This window comes from Streptomyces djakartensis, from assembly GCF_014651075.1.
In the GTDB taxonomy this organism is placed as follows: domain Bacteria; phylum Actinomycetota; class Actinomycetes; order Streptomycetales; family Streptomycetaceae; genus Streptomyces; species Streptomyces djakartensis.
On sequence record NZ_BMWE01000002.1, the window covers coordinates 103,685 to 121,657 of the forward strand.

The window sequence follows — 17,973 nt, forward strand, 5'->3', positions numbered from 1 at the left end:
CCTATCGGAGATCGGAGTGCGCGCCAACCAGGTCACATGATCTTTACGAGTCCTTTCAGGGAGTGAGCGCGCCCAGCAGGGCGCGTGCGCACAGGTCGCGCACCTGTTCCCGGCTCAACTCCGTGCCGCGCAGCCACTCCAGACAGACGGACGTGGTGAACGCCAGCCAGCCGCGCACGGCGAGCCGCACCTCCGGCCGCGTCTCGAAGGCCGGGCCGAACTCGGGGTCCCCGGCCAGCGCCGCGACGATCTGCCGCTCCTGGGCACCCAGGGCCCGCTGGTAGACCCGTCGCACCGCCTGGTCCCCCGCGGCGTCGGCACGGTGAAAGGCGCGGTAGCCGTGCGCATGGGCCTCCACGTACTCCAGGAAGCTGTCGAGACCGACCGCGAGCTGCTCGCGCACCGGGACACCGGGCACCGCCGCCGTCATGCGCAGCATCCGCTCGCTCTCGCGCTCCACGACCGCGGCGAAGAAGTCCCGCTTGGTCGGGAAGTAGTGGTACAGCAGCCCGCGCGACACCCCGGCGATCTCGGCGACCTGCTCGATCCACACATCGTCGTACGGGTTCTCCGAGAACAGCCGCTCGCCGACCGACAGAAGCTGCTCCCGGCGCTCCTCGGTGCTGAGCCGGCGGCGCGTCCGCCCGCCCTGGTTCGCGGCCATGCCCGCACTTTACTTGACGCCGGTTCAACAACGGGACCAGACTGAAACGCGCTATTGAACCCACGTACAACACGTGCGAACGCGCCGTTGGGCCAAGACCGTTGGATCAAGGGAGATCGCGTCATGACGCAGGCGCCGACACGGGCCGTGGGGCCCAAGGGGTTCCGGAGCGCCGAGCTGGGCTGGCCGGAGCTGGACCGCATTCCGCATCCGCCGCGCCGGGTCCCCTTCCTCGGTGACGTGCTGGGCGTGAACCGGCACACTCCCCTGCAGGACACGCTGCGCTACGCCCGCCGGCTGGGGCCGGTCTTCCGGCGGAAGGCCTTCGGCAAGGAGTTCGTGTTCGTGTGGGGCGCCCGGCACACGGCCGACCTCGCGGACGAGTCGCGGTTCGCCAAGCACGTGGGGCTCGGCATCGCCAACCTGCGGCCGGTCGCCGGGGACGGTCTGTTCACGGCGTACAACCACGAGCCGAACTGGCAGCTGGCGCACGATGTGCTCGCCCCCGGGTTCAGCCGCGAGGCCATGGCCGGGTACCACCCGATGATGCTGGCGGCCGCCCGGCGGCTGACGGAGCACTGGGACCGGGCGGCCGAGGCGGGCCGAGCGGTGGACGTGTCCGGTGACATGACCAAGCTGACCCTGGAGACGATCGCGCGAACCGGCTTCGGCCACGACTTCGGGTCGTTCGAACGGCCCCGGCCGCATCCCTTCGTGACCGCCATGATCGGCACGCTGACCTATGCGCAGCGGCTCAACACGGTGCCGTTCCCGCTGGCTCCGCTGCTGCTGCGGAGCGCGAGCCGCCGCAACGCGGCCGACATCGCCTTCCTCAACCGCACGGTGGACGAGCTGGTCCGGGCCCGGCGCGCCGACGGCGGCGGGCAGGGGGACCTGCTCGACCGGATGCTGGAGACGGCGCACCCCGAGACGGGGGAACGGCTGGCGGCTCAGAACGTCCGCCGCCAGGTCATCACCTTCCTCGTCGCCGGCCATGAGACGACGTCGGGCGCGCTCTCCTTCGCCCTGCACTACCTCGCCCGGGACCCCGGCGTCGCGGCCCGGGCCCGCGCCGAGGTGGACCGCGTGTGGGGTGACACGGCGGAGCCCGCCTATGAGCAGGTGGCCAGGCTGCGCTACGTCCGCCGGGTGCTCGACGAGTCCCTGCGGCTGTGGCCCACCGCGCCCGCCTTCGCCCGGGAGGCGCGTCAGGACACGGTCCTGGCCGGGGAGCACCCCATGCGGCGCGGGGCGTGGGCGCTGGTGCTGACGCCGATGCTGCACCGGGATCCCGAGGCGTGGGGCGCGGACGCCGAACGGTTCGACCCGGACCGTTTCGAGGCGCCGGCCGTGCGGTCCCGGGCCCCGCACACCTTCAAGCCGTTCGGGACCGGCGCGCGGGCCTGCATCGGGCGCCAGTTCGCCCTCCACGAGGCGACGCTGGTGCTCGGCCTGCTGCTGCGCCGCTACGAGCTGCGGCCCGACCCGGCCTACCGGCTGCGGGTGACGGAACGGCTGACGCTGATGCCGGAGGGGCTGCGGCTGCACCCGGAGCGGCGCACACCGGTACGCGAGCCGGTCTCAGAGCCGCCCTGTCCAGTGCCCGGGGCGGGTGACTGACTCCGGCAGCCGGGTCGCGGCGCTCCCCCGGGCCGCGTTCAGCTGCGGCTGGGTGAGGAAGAACGCCCCGGTCAGGTCGGCGTCGGTGAGGTCGGCGGCGCGCAGGTCGGCGCCGATCAGGTCCGCGCCCCGCAGATCGGCGCCGGTGAGGTCGGCGGCGATGAGGCAGGCGCCGCGCAGGGTCGCGCCGCGCAGGTCGGCGCCCCTGAGCCGGGCGCCGACGAGGTCCGCGCCTCTGCGGTCCTTCCCGCGGCCCTTGGCGCCGGACCTGGCCAGCTCGCTCGTCCTCAGCAGCAGGACGTTGACCTCCTGGCGGTGCGCCGCCACGTCCAGCGCGGCGAGCTCCTCGGGGGTGCGGCCGGCCAGCTCCTCGGTCCTCTCCAGGGCCGTGCGCAGATCGGGGTGGACGGGCCGGGCCGCGGGCAGGGCGAGCGCCTCGGTGAGATACCACAGCAGCTCGTGCAGCTGCCGGACGACCGGGAAGACGTCGAACATGCGGCGGGCGTGCTCCGCAGGCCCCTGCCGCCAGTCCCGGCCGCCGAAGGTGATCTGCGAGACCTGCTGTCCGGCGCCGAAGCAGTCGTAGACGGTGCAGCCGGTGAATCCTTTCTGCCGCAGCCTGGCGTGGATGCCGCAGCGGTGGTCGTCCCGGAGGTTGCGGCAGGGTGTGCCGGCGTCCTTGCCGACCGCGAAGTCGGCCGACGCCGCGAAGGGCAGGGCGACACAGCACAGCCCGAAGCACCGCTCGCAGTCACCGCGCAGTTCCGCCCGGGCGGCCGTGTGATCTCGCATGGCGTTCAGCATACGGAACGACTGTGTCATGGTCTTCTCCGTCATCTGCTGAACAGTTCGAACGCCACCGCGGGCCTGCCCCCGAAGCGCTCGCCGGTGGCCTCGGTGTTCTGGGTCAGGAAGCCACGGGCGTACGTCTGAGGGTCCTGGTCGGTCAGGGCTTCGATGTAGGTGCGGTGTTCCAGCAGGGACCGCACCGCGCGCTCCAGGCCCGGTGTCGCGTCCACCGCGTGCGTGGGTGTGCTGGAACCGGCGACGGCGACCCAGCGCACACCGTCCCAGGGCTGAAGGCCCTGCTCGACGAGTTCCGGGAAGATCCAGCGGTTGCCGGCGTCGCCGGCCGCGTCGAGCGTGGCACGTCCCACGGCCACGTGGTCGGGGGTGTTCCAGGCGACCTGGCCCCAGGTGTCCCGGTGATTGAGCGTGATGACCAGCTCGGGCCGGTGCCTGCGGATCGCGGCGGCGATGTCGCGGCGCAGCGCGGTGCCGTACTCGATGACGCCGTCCTTGTGGTCGAGGAACTCCACCTCGAAGACGCCGACCACGGCCGCGCTCGCCCGCTGCTCCCGCTCCCGCAGCGGGCCGCACTTCTCCGGCTCCAGCGTGTCGATGCCCGCCTCGCCCCGCGTCGCCAGCACGTAGGCGACCTCGCGGCCCTGGTCCGTCCAGGCCGCGACCGCCGCCGAGCAGCCGTACTCGAGGTCGTCCGGGTGTGCCACGACCGCGAGGGCACGCCGCCAGTCGGTGGGCATGGGCTGGAGCTGAGTGGTCGTCATGCCGGCAGACTAATCCCCGCCACCGGCATCTCCCCGGGTCCGGCGCGGTATCACGCCTCGCCCCGCGCCAGCGCGAGCAGCCGGTCGAGCACGCGGGAACCGCCGGTGCGGATGCCGTCGTGCTCGAACTCGTCCGTGATCCAGGTGCGCAGGCCCTGGATCCTGCGGGCGGTGCGCAGGGAGTGAGCCGTGTCGACGTACATGTCGTCGTGGTAGACGGCCGCCGCCACCGGCACCGTGTTGGTGGCGAGGCGGGCCTGGTCGTACAGGGGCGCCCAGTCGGTACGGGCGGCGAGCAGGCCGGCGGTCTCACGCAACGGCCGCAGGGCCGGGTCGCAGTCGAACATCCAGGGGTGAATCGATTCGCCGGTGAACAGGAGAGGCTCGTCACCGGCGAGGGCCTTGGCGGCGTCGAACCGCGGGAACTCGGCCCGGACCCGCTCCGCCGACCAGGCGGTGGGCCGGGCGTCCTGGCCGTAGATCGACTCGTGGATCAGGGCGTACAGCGGGTGCCGGGCGTAGGAGAGCATGGACTGCGCCTGCTCCTGGAACGCGTCGGAGAGCGTGAAGCCCTGCGGGGTGCGGACGAAGGCGTTCTCGAGGAGGTAGTGCAGGCGGTGCGTGCCGTCGCCGGTGCCCAGGGCGATGCCGAGGGACTGGAAGGCCTCCACGGTGAGCCGGTAGCCGCTCGGCAGGACCACGTCGTGGGTCAGCAGGTGGTCGGCGATGCGGCGGGCGCGTTCGGCGTCCTGCGGGTAGCGGGCGTAGTGGGCGGTGACCTTGCGTTCGATGCGCGGGAAGGCGGCCCGGTAGACGTCGTCGGCGTGGGCGTCCAGGGAGGGCAGACCGCCGGTGATCACGGCGGTGGCCAGGCCCTCGGGAGCGAGGGACAGGTAGCTGGTGACGCAGAAGCCGCCGAAGCTCTGGCCGAGGACGGTCCAGGGCTCGCCGCCGGTGATCTCCGCGCGGATGGCCTCGCAGTCGCGGACGATCGAGTCGGCGCGGAAGTGCGTGAGGTAGCCGGCCTGCTCGGCGGGGCCGCCGCGCAGCGGGAGGGTCTGCCGGTTGGCGGGCGTGCTGTGGCCGGTGCCCCGCTGGTCGAGGAGGAGAACGCGGTACTCCTTCAGCGCGCGGCCGAGCCAGCCGGGCCGGCCGACGGAGCGGTCCGCGCCGAAGCCGGGACCGCCCTGGAGGTAGAGCAGCCACGGCAGGTCCTGGTGTGCCTTGTCGCTCGCGACGACCTCACGGGCGTACAGCTCGATCGTCTCTCCCCCGGGGTTGCCGTGGTCGAGCGGGACGGTGAAGCGGCGGTCGGTGAGGACGACTCCGGGCTGGCGGTAGCTGGAGGTCAACGGAGCTCCCGGGACGGACGGATTTTCGGGCCGCGTCCCAGTTCATCACAGGGATCGTCCGCTCGTGAGCCCTCCGATCATGAAACCTTGCTGAACGGTGGTTCAGCCCTGGTGGTCGCCTAGCGGGCGGACAGGCTGGAGCGGCGGACCACCAGCTCGGGCTGGAGGACGACCCTGCGGTGCTCGTGGGGTCGGGCCCTGCCGTCCTCCTCCGTCTCCTCCAGAAGCAGGTCGGCGGCCATGGCGCCCATGGTGACGGCCGGCTGCCGCACCGAGGTGAGCGGGACGGCCGCGGCCGCCGCGAACTCGATGTCGTCGTAGCCGACGATGGCGAGGTCGTCGGGGACGCCGACACCGGCCGCGTACATGGCCTGCAGGACGCCGAGGGCGAGCAGGTCGTTGGCGCAGAACACCGCGGTCGGCCGGTCGGCGAGGCCGAGGAGGCGGGCACCAGCGTCGCGGCCGGCGGCGACGTCCAGCCGTTCGGTGGGCAGCTCACGCAGTGCGTCGGGGCCGAGCCCGGCCTCGGCGAGCGCCTCGAGGGCGCCGGTGCGCCGGTCGCGGACCTGGTTCAGGCCGGGCGGGCCGCTGACGTAGGCGATGGAGCGGTGCCCGGCGTCGACGAGGTGGCGTACCGCGAGGGCGCCGCCCGCGACGTCGTCGACGGAGACCGAGCACTCGGTGGTGCCCTCGGCGACGCGGTCGACCAGCACGAACGGGATGCCGTGCCGGCGGAACGCCGCGATGTTGCGGCCCGTCGCGTCGGCCGGTGTGAGCAGCACGCCGCGCACGCGCTGCTCGGCGAAGAGCGACAGGTACTCGGCTTCCTCGCCCGGGTTCTGGGCACTGTTGCAGACCATCACGCCGAGCCCGGCCTGGCGTGCGGCGCGTTCGGCGCCGCGCGCGACGTCGACGAAGAAGGGGTTGCCCATGTCGAGGACGAGCAGCCCCATGATCCGGCTGCGGCCCGCTCGCAGCTGGCGAGCGGACTCGCTGCGGACGTAGCCGAGCCGGTCTATCGCGGACTGCACGCGCGCCCGGGTCTCGGTGGCGACGGTGTCCGGACGGTTGATCACGTTCGAGACCGTGCCGACGGAGACTCCGGCGGCGCGGGCGACGTCCTTGATACCCACCGACTGGACCATCGGGCGGGGACCTCCAGGGGAGTACGAGTGGGCGGCCGGGGCTGCCTCACATTACCGGCAGGCCGCCCCGGGGACCGGATCCGGTCAGGCGGGCAGGCGGAAGTCGGTCACGTGGAGTGCCGAGGGCGTCGTACCGCTGGATCTCTCCTGGTGCATGAAGGACAGCACCCCGTCCTGGGCGACGCGTGTCTCGTCGACGACGACCTCGCCGAAGGCGTTGAGACCGCTGCCGTCGAACAGGAGCTTCCAGTCCGTGTACCCGGAGGCGGCGGAGGCGGCGGCGATCCGCCCGAAGGGGAGGACCGCGTAGGCGTTGTCGTACTTGTCCAGGATCAGCTTGGTGCGCTGGCTGGAGTTGAGCGGGACCGGTATCTCGGTCTTCTGCCAGGTGCCGGAGGCGTTCTTCCGGAGGTGGAACGCGCGGCCGTTACGAGTCCGGTCGGCGACATAGTCGGTGGTGCACTGCCCGAAGCGGCCGGGGACATAGGAGATGATCGCGTGCGGCCGGCCCGCGGAGTCGGTGAACTGGCTCTCCTGGTTCATCAGGGAGTGGTCCGGGTTGAGCGGGTCCACGACCAGGCCGGCGTCGGCCACGGACACCTTGTCGGAGCCGCCCGTGACCCCGACGACGGTACCCGCGTCGTTGCGCCAGGTGCGGCCGCGGTCGTCGGAGTAGACGTAGCCGGTGTCGTGGTTGGTGATGCCTCCGCTGTTGCACATCACGGCGCCGTTCTGCTCCCGCCAGGTGAAGAAGCAGTGCAGCCGGCCGCTGCGGTCGTAGTCGATGCCGTGCAGGTACATGTTGCGGGCGGTGGAGGAGCCGTGCTCGCTCGTGTAGGTGCCGGTGGAACTGGACCACTCCCCCAGGTCGGTCCACTTCGTGCCGTCGTACTCGGCGAGCGCGTTGCGCCCGTTGCCGGAGACGGCGACGCGGTAGCTCAGCTGGAGCTTGCCGTCGGGTGTGGAGATGAACTGCGGGTAGGTGAACTGCGAGGTCGGCGCCAGCCCGTCCAGCGTCGGCTGAGGCGCCCCGAAGCGGCCGGCGTCCCAGCTCAGCCCGCCGGGGTTGTCCATCAGCCCGGCGACCGACTTGACGTAGGTGAAGCCGTCGCTGTGGGAGTCCATGTTGAGGTGCAGACGGCCGTCGGCCTTGGAGACACCCATGGAGATGACGTTGTGGGAGTCGTCGTAGCGCAGAGTGTGCCCGACCTTCACGGTCGACCAGGTGCCGGCGCCGAGGGCGCGGCGGCCGACGACGGCGTTCCGGTCGGCGGTGTACCAGACGGCGTACTGGTGGCCCTTGTAGGTCAGCAGGCCGTTCTTCTGGAACGCGTTGTTGTTGACCAGCCCGTCGTACGACACGAAGAAGATGGCCCGGCCGTCGAGCGTGGTGGTGCCGGTCCGGGTGACGGAGGGACCGGGGGCGGCGGCCCGCGCGGTACCGGAGGCGAGCGCCGGGGTCACCACGGCACCGGCGAGGGCGGCGGCCAGCAACGTACGTCTGTGCATCTCGTGGACTCCATCGTCATGCGAGGTGGAACACTTCGGTGAGCGGTTTCATGGCCTCGTCGGGCCGGACGCCGTCCAGCGACTCGAAGAACGGCGCCATCTCCGCCTGCCAGCGGGCGTTGACGTCGGTGGCTTCCATTCCGGCCCGGGCGGCCGCGAAGTCCTCGGTCTCCAGGTAGCCGACGAGCAGTCCGTCCTCACGCAGGAAGAGCGAGTAATTGTGCCAGCCGGTCTCCGAGAGCGCCCGGAGCATCTCGGGCCACACCTCGGCGTGCCGCTCGCGGTACTCGTCGAGCCGGTCCGCCCTGACCTTCAGCAGGAAGCACACGCGCTGCATCGACAACCCTCCCAGGACTAGAAGTCGAACTGGCCGATGTTCTTCGCGTCGAACACGGTCGGCCTGCCGAGGCTGATCACGCCGCCCTCGCCGATGGTGTACTCGCCCATGGAGCCGGCCGTGAAGGTCTCGCCCTCCCTGCCGGTGATCTGCCCGGAGGACAGCGCGACGGCGGTCCGCGCGGCCAGCTCGCCCAGCTTCGCCGGGTCCCACAGCTCGAACGCCTCGACAGTGCCGTTCTTGACGTACTTTCGCATGTCGTTCGGGGTGCCGAGGCCGGTCAGCTTGACCTTGCCCTTGTACTTGGAGCCCGACAGGTACTGGGCGGCGGCCTTGATGCCGACGGTGGTCGGGGAGATGATCCCCTTCAGGTTCGGGTACTCCTGGAGCAGGCCCTGCGTCTGCTGGAAGGACTGCTGGGCGTCGTCGTTGCCGTACGCGACCTTCACCAGCTTCATGTTCTTGTACGCGGGCTTCTTCAGCTCGTCCTTCATGAAGCCGATCCAGGTGTTCTGGTTCGTCGCGGTCTGCGCGGCGGACAGGATCGCGATCTCGCCCTCGTATCCGATCTGCTTGGCGAGCAGTTGCACCTCGGTACGGCCCAGGTCCTCGGCGGAAGCCTGCGAGACGAAGGCGTTGCGGCAGTCGGGCTTGGTGTCGGAGTCGTAGGTGACGACCCTGACGCCGTTCTTCATGGCCTGCTTGAGCGCGGTGCACAGGGCGCCGGGGTCCTGCGCGGAGACGGCCATGGCGTCGACCTGCTGCTGGGTGAGCGTGTTGACGTAGGAGACCTGGCCGGAGGTGTCGGTGGCGCTGGACGGGCCGACCTCCTTGTAGCTGGAGCCGAGCTCCTTCAGTGCCTTCTCGCCGCCCTTGTCGGCGGAGGTGAAGTACGGGTTGTTGACCTGCTTGGGCAGGAACCCGACCGTCAGCCCCTTCTTCAGCTCGGCGTTCGGGTCGGCCTTGCCGGCGGTGGCGGCCGACCCGCCCTCGTCGGCGACGTCCTTCTTGGTGGTACCGCCGCATGCGGTGAGGGCCAGAGCCAGGGTGGTGGCGGTGGCGAGTGCCGCGCAGCCGCGGCGGACGGTGGACTTGCGCATGACGGTTTCCTTAGAACGAGGTTGAGGGGAACGCCCCTTCTTCCAGGGGCGCGGGGCTGTATCGATATGCGGCTCCGCCGCGTGGGCGCGACCAGCCACAGACCACCGGTCAGCCGGGCGATTGAGCACGCAGGACGGCGATCTGCCGAGCCACCCGGGGCCCCAGAACGGAAAGCACGAGCAACACCCCGGTCACGACGATCTGCGACTGTGCGGAAACATCCTGAAGGCTCATGACGTTCTGCAGCGCCCCGAGCAGGAACACCCCGGCGATCGCACCGCCCAACGTGCCCTTGCCACCGTCGAAGTCGATGCCACCGAGCAACACCGCCGCCACGACGGACAGTTCGAGCCCCGTCGCGTTGTCGTACCGCGCACTGGCGTAGTGCAGCGCCCAGAAGACGCCGGTCAGCGAGGACATCAGCCCCGTCATCGTGAACAGGATCAGCTTCTGCCGCTTCACCCGGATCCCGGCGAACCGCGCCGCCTCCTCGCTCGCCCCGATCGCGAACAGCGACCGCCCGAACGGCGTGGCGTGCAGCGCCACCACCGCGATGGCGAGCAGCACCAGGAACGGCAGGAAGGCGTACGGAATGAACGTGTCACCGAGGCGCCCAGCCGCGAAGTCCAGGTACTGGGAGGGAAAGTCGGTCACGGCGTCGGACCCGAGCACGATCTGCGCGACACCCCGGTAGGCCGCGAGCGTGCCGATTGTGACGGCCAGCGACGGCAGCCCCAGCCTGGTCACCAGCAGCCCGTTGACCAGCCCGCACACCACCCCCAGCAGCAGACAGACCGGGATGATCGTCTCGATGGCCATGCCCTGGTTCCACAGGGACCCCATCACGGCACCGGACAGCCCGGCCGTGGACGCCACCGACAGGTCGATCTCCCCGGAGACGACCAGCAGGGTCATCGGCAGCGCGATGAGCGCGATCGGCAGCGTGTTGCCGATCAGGAACGACAGGTTGAGCGCGTTGCCGAACCCGTCGACGAAGCCGAAGGAGAACAGCAGGACGACGATGAGCAGAGCGCCGACCACCGTGTCCCAGCGGACCGCTCGGCTCAGGGAGATGTCAGCCATGGCGGGCGTTCCTCTTCTTCAGGGCGGAGGCCACGCGCAGCGCGACGATCCGGTCGACCGCGATCGCGAGGATGAGCAGGATGCCGTTGATCGCGAGCACCCAGACGGAGCTGACGCCGAGCGCGGGCAGCACACTGTTGATGGAGGTCAGCAGCAGAGCGCCGAGGGCCGCGCCGTAGACGCTCCCGGCGCCGCCGGTGAAGACGACACCGCCGACCACGACCGCGCTGACGACGGTGAGTTCGTAGCCGCTGCCGGTGCCCGAGTCGACGTTGCCGAAGCGGGCGAGGTACATCGCGCCGGCGAGGCCGGCGAGGGCGCCGCAGAAGGTGTACGCGGTGAGGATCCGCTTGCGGACGGGGATGCCGGCGAGGCGGGCGGCCTCGGGGTTGGAGCCGAGGGCGTACAGTTCGCGGCCGCTGCCGTAGTGCTTGAGGTAGTAGGCGGTCGCGACGAGGACCGCCAGCGCGATCAGCGCCAGGTACGGCACCGCCGAGATGCCGCCGGAGCCGAAGTCGACGAATCCGGCGGGCAGATCGGCCGCCGTGATCTGGCGGGAGCCGACCCAGATGGAGTCGATGCCGCGGATGATGTAGAGCGTGCCGAGGGTGACGACGAGCGCGGGCACCTGACCGAGGCTGACCAGCAGTCCGTTGAGCAGTCCGAAGCCGACGCCGAGCAGCACCGCCAGGGCGATCGCCACGGCCGGGTCGCCGCCGCCCTGGAGATACGTGCCGGCGGCGAACGCGCTGATGCCAAGCGTGGAGCCGACGGACAGGTCGACGTTCCTGGTGATCACCACGAGGGACTGGCCGGTGGCGACCAGCACCAGGATCGTCGCGTTCAGCAGCAGGTCCTTGACGCCCTGCTCGGACAGGAACTCGCTGTTTCCGGCCTGGGTGACGGCGATCATCACCAGGAAGACGAGCAGGATGGCGAGTTCGCGCATCTTGAAGACCCGGTCGGCCAGCCGCGTTCCGCTCGACTTGGGCACGTCGGCCACGGGGGCCTCCTGGGGAGTGACGACCGTCATGCGGCGGCCCTCCCGGTGGCTGCGGCCATCACGGTTTCCTCGGTGGCGTCGGAGCGCGGGATCTCGGCGGTGAGACGTCCCTCGTGCATCACCAGCACGCGGTCGGCCATGCCGAGGATCTCGGGCAGGTCGGAGGAGATCATCAGGACGGCCACACCGTCGGCGGCCAGCTGGGACAGCAGCCGGTGCACCTCGGCCTTGGTGCCGACGTCGATGCCCCGGGTCGGCTCGTCGACGATCAGCACCCTGGGGCCGGTGGCGAGCCACTTGGCGAGCACGACCTTCTGCTGGTTGCCGCCGGACAGGGTGCTGACGGTGTCGGCGAGCCGGGCGTACTTGACCCGCAGCTTGACGGCCCAGTCGAGGGAGCGGCCGCGCTCGGCGCCGCGGTCCATCAACCCGGCTCTCACGGTCGTACGCAGTCCGGTGAGCCCGATGTTCCGCTCGATGGACATGTCCATCACCAGGCCCTGGGCACGCCGGTCCTCGGGGACCAGGGCGAGTCCGGCGGACATCGCGGTGGAGGGAGATCCGTTGGCCAGGGCCTTGCCGTCCACGCGGACCTCGCCGGCGTCCCGGCGGTCGATGCCGAAGACGGCCCGGGCGACCTCCGTGCGCCCGGCGCCGACGAGTCCGGCGAGTGCGACGATCTCGCCGTGCCGCACGTCGAAGGAGACGTCGGTGAAGACGCCCTCGCGGGTCAGCCGGCGCACACTCAGGGCGACCTCCCCGGGCCGTACGTCCTGCTTGGGGTACAGCTCGTCGAGGTCGCGGCCGACCATGCGGCGCACCAGGTCGTCCTCGGTCATGCCCGCCAGCGGCTCGCTGCCGACCCGGGCGCCGTCGCGCAGGGTGGTGACCCGCCGGCAGATCTCGAAGATCTCCTCCAGCCGGTGGGAGATGAACAGCACGGCGGCGCCCTGTTCGCGCAGGGTGCGGACGACGCCGAAGAGGCGGGCGACCTCGCTGCCGGTGAGGGCGGCGGTCGGCTCGTCCATGATCAGGACACGGGCGTCGAAGGAGAGGGCCTTGGCGATCTCGACGATCTGCTGGTCGGCGATGGACAGGCCGCGGGCGGGCCGGTCGGGGTCGAGTTCGACACCGAGGCGCTTCATGAGCGCGGCGGTCGCGTTGCGGGTGGCCTTGTGGTCGATGCGGCCGAGGGCCCGGCGCGGCTGGCGGCCCATGTAGATGTTCTCGGCGATCGACAGGTCGGGGAAGAGCGTGGGCTCCTGGTAGATCACGGCGATGCCGGCGTCGCGGGCGTCGCCGGGGCCGTGGAAGGCGACGGGCGCGCCGTCGAGCAGCACCTGGCCGGTGTCCGGCCGGTGCACTCCGGCGAGTGTCTTGATGAGGGTCGACTTGCCGGCTCCGTTCTCACCGGCCAGGGCATGCACCTCCCCGGGGAACAGCTCCAGGGAGACGTCCCGCAGGGCGCGGACCGCTCCGAAGGACTTGGAGACGTCCCTCAGTGCCAGAACCGGTGCCGGACCCGTGGTGGACGGGTGGGTCATGGGGGCTCCTCGACGACGCCGGCGGGACGGCCCTTCCGGCGTCGTGAAAGGTTTCAACTGGGTTGCCGGGACGTTAGGCGGGCCGCGCATGTCACGTCAATGGGTCACGATCGAAAAAATTTCGAGGACCGGCGGCCATACGGCGGTCACAGTGAACGGTGTCGGCGTGAGGGGTTGACACCCCTTCGGGGGGCCCATAGCTTCGCCTCCTGAATCGTTTCATTCAGTGGTCGTCATGACCCGATGTCACAGGAGTTCCGACGTGACCGAGCTCGCCGCGGCGAAGACCGCTCTCAAGACACAGGCCGTCGAGACGCCGTCCTGGGCGTACGGGAACTCGGGCACCCGGTTCAAGGTGTTCGCGCAGGCGGGTGTGCCGCGCAACCCCTACGAGAAGCTGGACGACGCGGCGAAGGTGCACGAGTTCACCGGTGTGGCGCCGACGGTCGCCCTGCACATTCCGTGGGACAGGGTCGACGACTACGGGGCGCTGGCGATCCACGCCGAGCAGCGTGGCGTGCGGCTGGGTGCGATCAACTCCAACACGTTCCAGGACGACGACTACAAGCTCGGGAGCATCTGTCATCCCGACGCGGCGGTGCGGCGCAAGGCGGTGGATCATCTGCTGGAGTGCGTCGACATCATGGACGCGACGGGGTCCCGCGACCTGAAGCTGTGGTTCGCCGACGGGACGAACTACCCGGGGCAGGACGACGTCCGGGGGCGGCAGGACCGGCTGGCCGAGGGGCTCGCCGAGGTCTACGAGCGGCTCGGCGACGGACAGCGGATGCTGCTGGAGTACAAGTTCTTCGAGCCGGCGTTCTACACGACGGACGTGCCGGACTGGGGTACGGCCTACGCCCACTGCCTGAAGCTCGGGCCGAAGGCTCAGGTCGTCGTCGACACCGGGCACCACGCGCCGGGGACCAACATCGAGTTCATCGTGGCGACCCTGCTCAGGGAGGGCAAGCTCGGAGGGTTCGACTTCAACTCACGGTTCTACGCGGACGACGACCTCATGGTCGGGGCCGCGGATCCGTTCCAGTTGTTCCGGATCATGTACGAGGTGGTGCGGGGCGGGGGGTTCACGCCCGAGGTCGCGTTCATGCTCGATCAGTGTCACAACATCGAGGCGAAGATCCCGGCGATCATCCGGTCGGTGATGAACGTGCAGGAGGCCACGGCGAAGGCGTTGCTGGTCGATGGTGACGCGCTGGGTGCGGCGCAGCGGTCCGGTGACGTGCTGGAGGCCAACGCCGTGCTGATGGATGCCTTCAATACGGACGTGCGGCCGCTGCTTCGTGAGGTGCGTCAGGAGATGGGGTTGGACCCCGACCCCGTTTCGGCGTACCGGCGTTGTGGGTGGGCCGAGGCGATTGTCGCCGAGCGGGTCGGGGGGCAGCAGGCCGGTTGGGGGGCGTGAGCGTCTGCCGGGTTCTGTTCGATTCGGGCTGCGGACCGTGTGTGGCTGGTCGCGCAGTTCCCCGCGCCCCTGAGGTCGTCACCCACTCTCTTCTGAAAAGGAACTGTCATGGCTGTCCATCCCGAGGCCGCTGCTCTGCTCGCCCGGTCGCACCGGCTCGGTTCTGACCCCCGTAACACCAACTACGCCGGCGGCAACGCTTCAGCGAAAGGCATCGAAACCGACCCCGTGACCGGTGGTGACGTCGAGCTGATGTGGGTCAAGGGGTCCGGTGGGGACCTCGGGACGCTCACCGAGGCGGGGCTCGCCGTGCTGCGGCTCGATCGGATGCGGGCGCTCGCCGGCGTGTACCCGGGCGTCGAGCGCGAGGACGAGATGGTCGCCGCGTTCGACTACTGCCTGCACGGCAAGGGCGGGGCCGCTCCCTCCATCGACACCGCGATGCACGGGCTCGTCGACGCCGCGCACGTCGATCATCTGCACCCGGACTCCGGGATCGCGCTCGCCTGCGCCGCCGACGGGGAGAAGCTGACCGCCGAGTGTTTCGGGGACAGCGTCGTGTGGGTGCCGTGGCGGCGGCCCGGTTTCCAGCTCGGGCTGGACATCGCCGCCGTGAAGGAGGCCAACCCGCAGGCCGTCGGGTGCGTCCTCGGCGGGCACGGGATCACCGCGTGGGGCGACACGTCCGAGGAGTGCGAGCGGAACTCGCTGCACATCATCCGGACCGCCGAGAAGTTCCTCGCCGAACGCGGCAGGGCCGAGCCCTTCGGGCCGGTGATCGACGGCTACGCCGCGCTGAGCGCGGCTGAGCGCCGGGAACGGGCCGCCGCACTCGCGCCGTACGTGCGCGCCCTCGCCTCCCAGGACCGCCCCCAGGTGGGGCACTTCGACGACTCCGAGGTCGTCCTCGACTTCCTCGCGAGCGCCGAGCACCCCCGGCTGGCCGCGCTGGGCACGTCCTGCCCGGACCACTTCCTGCGCACCAAGGTGCGGCCGCTGGTGCTCGACCTGCCGCCGACCGCCCCGCTCGACGAGGCCGTCGGACGGCTGAAGGAACTGCACACCGGGTACCGCGAGGAATACGCCGCCTACTACCAGCGGCACGCCCTGCCCGACTCCCCCGCCATGCGCGGCGCCGACCCGGCGATCGTGCTGGTCCCGGGGGTGGGGATGTTCTCGTTCGGCAAGGACAAGCAGACGGCCCGGGTGGCCGGGGAGTTCTACGTCAACGCCATCAACGTGATGCGCGGGGCGGAGGCGGTGTCCACCTACGCCCCCATCGAGGAGTCCGAGAAGTTCCGCATCGAGTACTGGGCCCTGGAGGAAGCCAAGCTCCAGCGGATGCCGAAGCCCAAGGCGCTGGCCACGCGGGTCGCGCTCGTCACCGGCGCGGGCAGCGGGATCGGGAAGGCCATCGCGCACCGGCTCGCGGCCGAGGGGGCGTGTGTGGTCGTGGCGGACCTCAACGGCGAGAACGCCCGGGCCGTCGCCGACGAGCTGGGCGGGCCCGACAAGGCCGTCGCCGTGACGGTGGACGTCACGTCCGAGGAGCAGATCGCCGAGGCCTTCAAGGCCGCCGTCCTGGCCTTCGGCGGGGTCGATCTCGTCGTCAACAACGCGGGGATCTCGATCTCCAAGCCCCTGCTGGAGACCTCGGCCGAGGACTGGGACCTCCAGCACGACATCATGGCGCGCGGGTCCTTCCTGGTGTCGAGGGAGGCGGCGCGGACGATGATCGCCCAGGGGCTCGGTGGTGACATCGTCTACATCGCTTCAAAGAACGCCGTGTTCGCCGGACCCGACAACATCGCCTACTCGGCCACCAAGGCCGACCAGGCGCACCAGGTGCGGCTGCTCGCCGCCGAGCTGGGCGAGCACGGGATCCGGGTCAACGGGATCAACCCGGACGGTGTGGTGCGCGGTTCCGGGATCTTCGCCGGAGGGTGGGGGGCTCAGCGGGCCGCCGTGTACGGGGTCGAGGAGGAGAAACTGGGTGAGTTCTACGCCCAGCGGACCATCCTCAAGCGCGAGGTGCTTCCCGAGCACGTCGCGAACGCCGTCTTCGCCCTGACCGGCGGGGACCTGACCCACACGACCGGGCTGCACATCCCGGTCGACGCCGGCGTCGCGGCCGCCTTCCTGCGGTGAGCGGGGCAGTGAGGACGTACGCCGCGGTCGACCTCGGCGCGTCCAGCGGGCGCGTCATGGCCGGTCGCGTCGGCCCCGACAGTCTGGAGCTGACCGAGGCCCACCGCTTCCCGAACCGGCCCGTACGCGTGCCCGAGGGGCTGCGCTGGGACGTCCTGGCTCTGTACGCCGGAGTGCTGGACGGGCTGCGGGCGGCCGGGCAGGTCGACTCCGTGGGCATCGACGGCTGGGCGGTGGACTACGGGCTGCTCGACGCGGACGGGGCGCTGCTCGGCAACCCCGTGCACTACCGGGACTCCCGCACGGAGGGTGTCGCGGAGAAGGTGTGGGCGACCGTCCCGGCGGCGGAGCTGTACGCGGCGACCGGGTTGCAGTACGCGCCGTTCAACACGCTGTACCAGCTGACAGCGGCTCGGGAAACGGCCCAGCTGTCGCGCGCCGAGCGGCTGTTGCTCGTGCCCGATCTGATCGCGTACTGGCTCTCCGGCGAGCAGGGCACCGAGCTCACCAACGCCTCCACCACCCAGCTCATCGACCCCCGGACGCGTGACTGGTCGCACGGCATCGCCTCGCGGCTGGGCATCGACCTGGGCCTGTTCGCACCGCTGCGCCGGCCCGGCGATCCGGCGGGTGTACTGCGGGACCGGGTGCTGGAGGAGACCGGGCTCGCCGGTCCGGTACCGGTGACGACCGTCGGGTCGCACGACACCGCGTCGGCCGTGGCCGCCGTGCCGGCGTCCGGTGAGCGGTTCGCCTACATCTGCACCGGCACGTGGTCCCTGGCCGGTCTGGAGCTGGACGCGCCGGTGCTGACCGAGGAGAGCCGGGCGGCCAATTTCACCAACGAACTGGGGCTGGACGGCACGGTCCGTTATCTGCGCAACATCATGGGGCTGTGGCTGCTCCAGGAGTGCGTGCGGGCCTGGGGCGACCCGGATCTGGGCGCGCTGCTGCTGGAGGCGTCCAAGGTGCCGGCGCTGCGGTCGGTGGTCGACGCGGGGGACGCGGCGTTCCTCGCGCCCGGGCGGATGCCGGAGCGGATCGCCGAGGCGTGCCGGGCCTCGGGCCAGCCCGTGCCCGGGTCGCCGGCCGAGGTGACGCGCTGCATCCTGGACTCCCTCGCCCTCGCCCACCGGGGGGCCGTCCTGGACGCGCAGCGGCTCGCCGGGCACCCGGTCGACGTGGTGCACGTGGTGGGCGGCGGTACCCGCAACGCGCTGCTGTGCCAGCTGACCGCCGACGCCTGTGGGCTGCCGGTGGTGGCGGGCCCGACGGAGGCGGCGGCCCTGGGGAACGTGCTCGTGCAGGCACGGACGCACGGGCTGGCCGGTGACCTGGCGGAGATGCGGGCACTGCTCGTCCGCACGCAGCCGCTGACCCGGTACGAGCCGCGCGGCGGGACCGAGCGGTGGCGCGCGGCGCAGGACCGGCTCGCCGGGCCCTGACGCGCCTCTCCCCCGGGTCCCGCGCCCGGAC

Annotated in this window: 15 protein-coding genes; 4 read left to right on the forward strand and 11 right to left on the reverse strand. The window is 71.1% G+C overall.

Going from position 1 to position 17,973, the window contains the following annotated elements:
* Positions 1–55 precede the first annotated feature (55 nt).
* Positions 56–664 (reverse strand): TetR/AcrR family transcriptional regulator, encoded by a 609-nt coding sequence (locus IE212_RS03930; protein ID WP_190196256.1) that lies wholly within the window; start codon positions 662–664, stop codon positions 56–58.
* Positions 665–787: 123 nt separating this feature from the next.
* Between IE212_RS03930 and IE212_RS03935 the strand changes: the two genes are divergently transcribed.
* The gene (locus IE212_RS03935) at positions 788–2,284 is read left to right on the forward strand and encodes a cytochrome P450 (protein WP_190196257.1); all 1,497 of its coding nucleotides are present in this window, start codon (positions 788–790) and stop codon (positions 2,282–2,284) included.
* On the opposite strand, the gene IE212_RS03940 is transcribed toward IE212_RS03935, so the two are convergent.
* The 10 genes from IE212_RS03940 to IE212_RS03985 all read right to left on the reverse strand — a co-directional run bounded on the left by IE212_RS03940 (position 2,246) and on the right by IE212_RS03985 (position 12,926).
* Positions 2,246–3,088 carry a pentapeptide repeat-containing protein gene (locus IE212_RS03940; protein WP_190196607.1) on the reverse strand — a complete coding sequence of 281 codons (843 nt, stop codon included), beginning with the start codon at positions 3,086–3,088 and terminating at the stop codon, positions 2,246–2,248. The genes IE212_RS03935 and IE212_RS03940 overlap by 39 nt on opposite strands.
* A gap of 29 nt (positions 3,089–3,117) precedes the next feature.
* On the reverse strand, positions 3,118–3,852 hold the full coding sequence (locus IE212_RS03945; RefSeq protein WP_190196258.1) for a PIG-L deacetylase family protein: 735 nt from the start codon (positions 3,850–3,852) through the stop codon (positions 3,118–3,120).
* A gap of 50 nt (positions 3,853–3,902) precedes the next feature.
* Positions 3,903–5,204, reverse strand: a complete 1,302-nt coding sequence (locus IE212_RS03950) for an alpha/beta fold hydrolase (RefSeq protein WP_190196259.1) — start codon at positions 5,202–5,204, stop codon at positions 3,903–3,905.
* Positions 5,205–5,323: 119 nt separating this feature from the next.
* Positions 5,324–6,349, reverse strand: a complete 1,026-nt coding sequence (locus IE212_RS03955) for a LacI family DNA-binding transcriptional regulator (RefSeq protein ID WP_190196260.1) — start codon at positions 6,347–6,349, stop codon at positions 5,324–5,326.
* An 84-nt stretch (positions 6,350–6,433) separates the two neighbouring features.
* On the reverse strand, positions 6,434–7,858 hold the full coding sequence (locus IE212_RS03960; protein WP_190196261.1) for a BNR repeat-containing protein: 1,425 nt from the start codon (positions 7,856–7,858) through the stop codon (positions 6,434–6,436).
* 16 nt (positions 7,859–7,874) lie between these two features.
* A complete protein-coding gene (locus IE212_RS03965) occupies positions 7,875–8,195 on the reverse strand; it encodes an L-rhamnose mutarotase (RefSeq protein ID WP_190196262.1) in 321 nt (106 codons plus the stop codon).
* Between the two features lie 17 nt (positions 8,196–8,212).
* On the reverse strand, positions 8,213–9,295 hold the full coding sequence (rhaS, locus tag IE212_RS03970) for a rhamnose ABC transporter substrate-binding protein (protein ID WP_190196263.1): 1,083 nt from the start codon (positions 9,293–9,295) through the stop codon (positions 8,213–8,215).
* A gap of 109 nt (positions 9,296–9,404) precedes the next feature.
* Complete coding sequence (locus IE212_RS03975; protein ID WP_190196264.1) at positions 9,405–10,379, reverse strand: ABC transporter permease; 975 nt, start codon at positions 10,377–10,379, stop codon at positions 9,405–9,407.
* Positions 10,372–11,412, reverse strand: coding sequence for an ABC transporter permease (locus tag IE212_RS03980; protein ID WP_190196265.1), 1,041 nt, complete (start codon positions 11,410–11,412; stop codon positions 10,372–10,374). The genes IE212_RS03975 and IE212_RS03980 overlap by 8 nt, the downstream gene beginning before the upstream one ends.
* Positions 11,409–12,926 (reverse strand): sugar ABC transporter ATP-binding protein, encoded by a 1,518-nt coding sequence (locus IE212_RS03985; protein WP_190196266.1) that lies wholly within the window; start codon positions 12,924–12,926, stop codon positions 11,409–11,411. The genes IE212_RS03980 and IE212_RS03985 overlap by 4 nt, the downstream gene beginning before the upstream one ends.
* Before the next feature lie 262 nt (positions 12,927–13,188).
* Here IE212_RS03985 and rhaI point away from each other — a divergent pair, with 262 nt between their 5' ends.
* The 3 genes from rhaI (at position 13,189) to IE212_RS04000 (ending at position 17,942) form a co-directional block, all read left to right on the forward strand.
* Entirely contained in the window at positions 13,189–14,349 is a 1,161-nt protein-coding gene (rhaI, locus tag IE212_RS03990) for an L-rhamnose isomerase (protein ID WP_190196267.1), read from the forward strand.
* A 108-nt stretch (positions 14,350–14,457) separates the two neighbouring features.
* A complete protein-coding gene (locus tag IE212_RS03995; protein WP_190196268.1) occupies positions 14,458–16,497 on the forward strand; it encodes a bifunctional aldolase/short-chain dehydrogenase in 2,040 nt (679 codons plus the stop codon).
* 56 nt (positions 16,498–16,553) lie between these two features.
* Positions 16,554–17,942: a rhamnulokinase gene (locus tag IE212_RS04000; protein WP_229864073.1), complete on the forward strand. Its 1,389-nt coding sequence runs from the start codon at positions 16,554–16,556 to the stop codon at positions 17,940–17,942.
* The last annotated feature ends 31 nt before the right edge of the window (positions 17,943–17,973 follow it).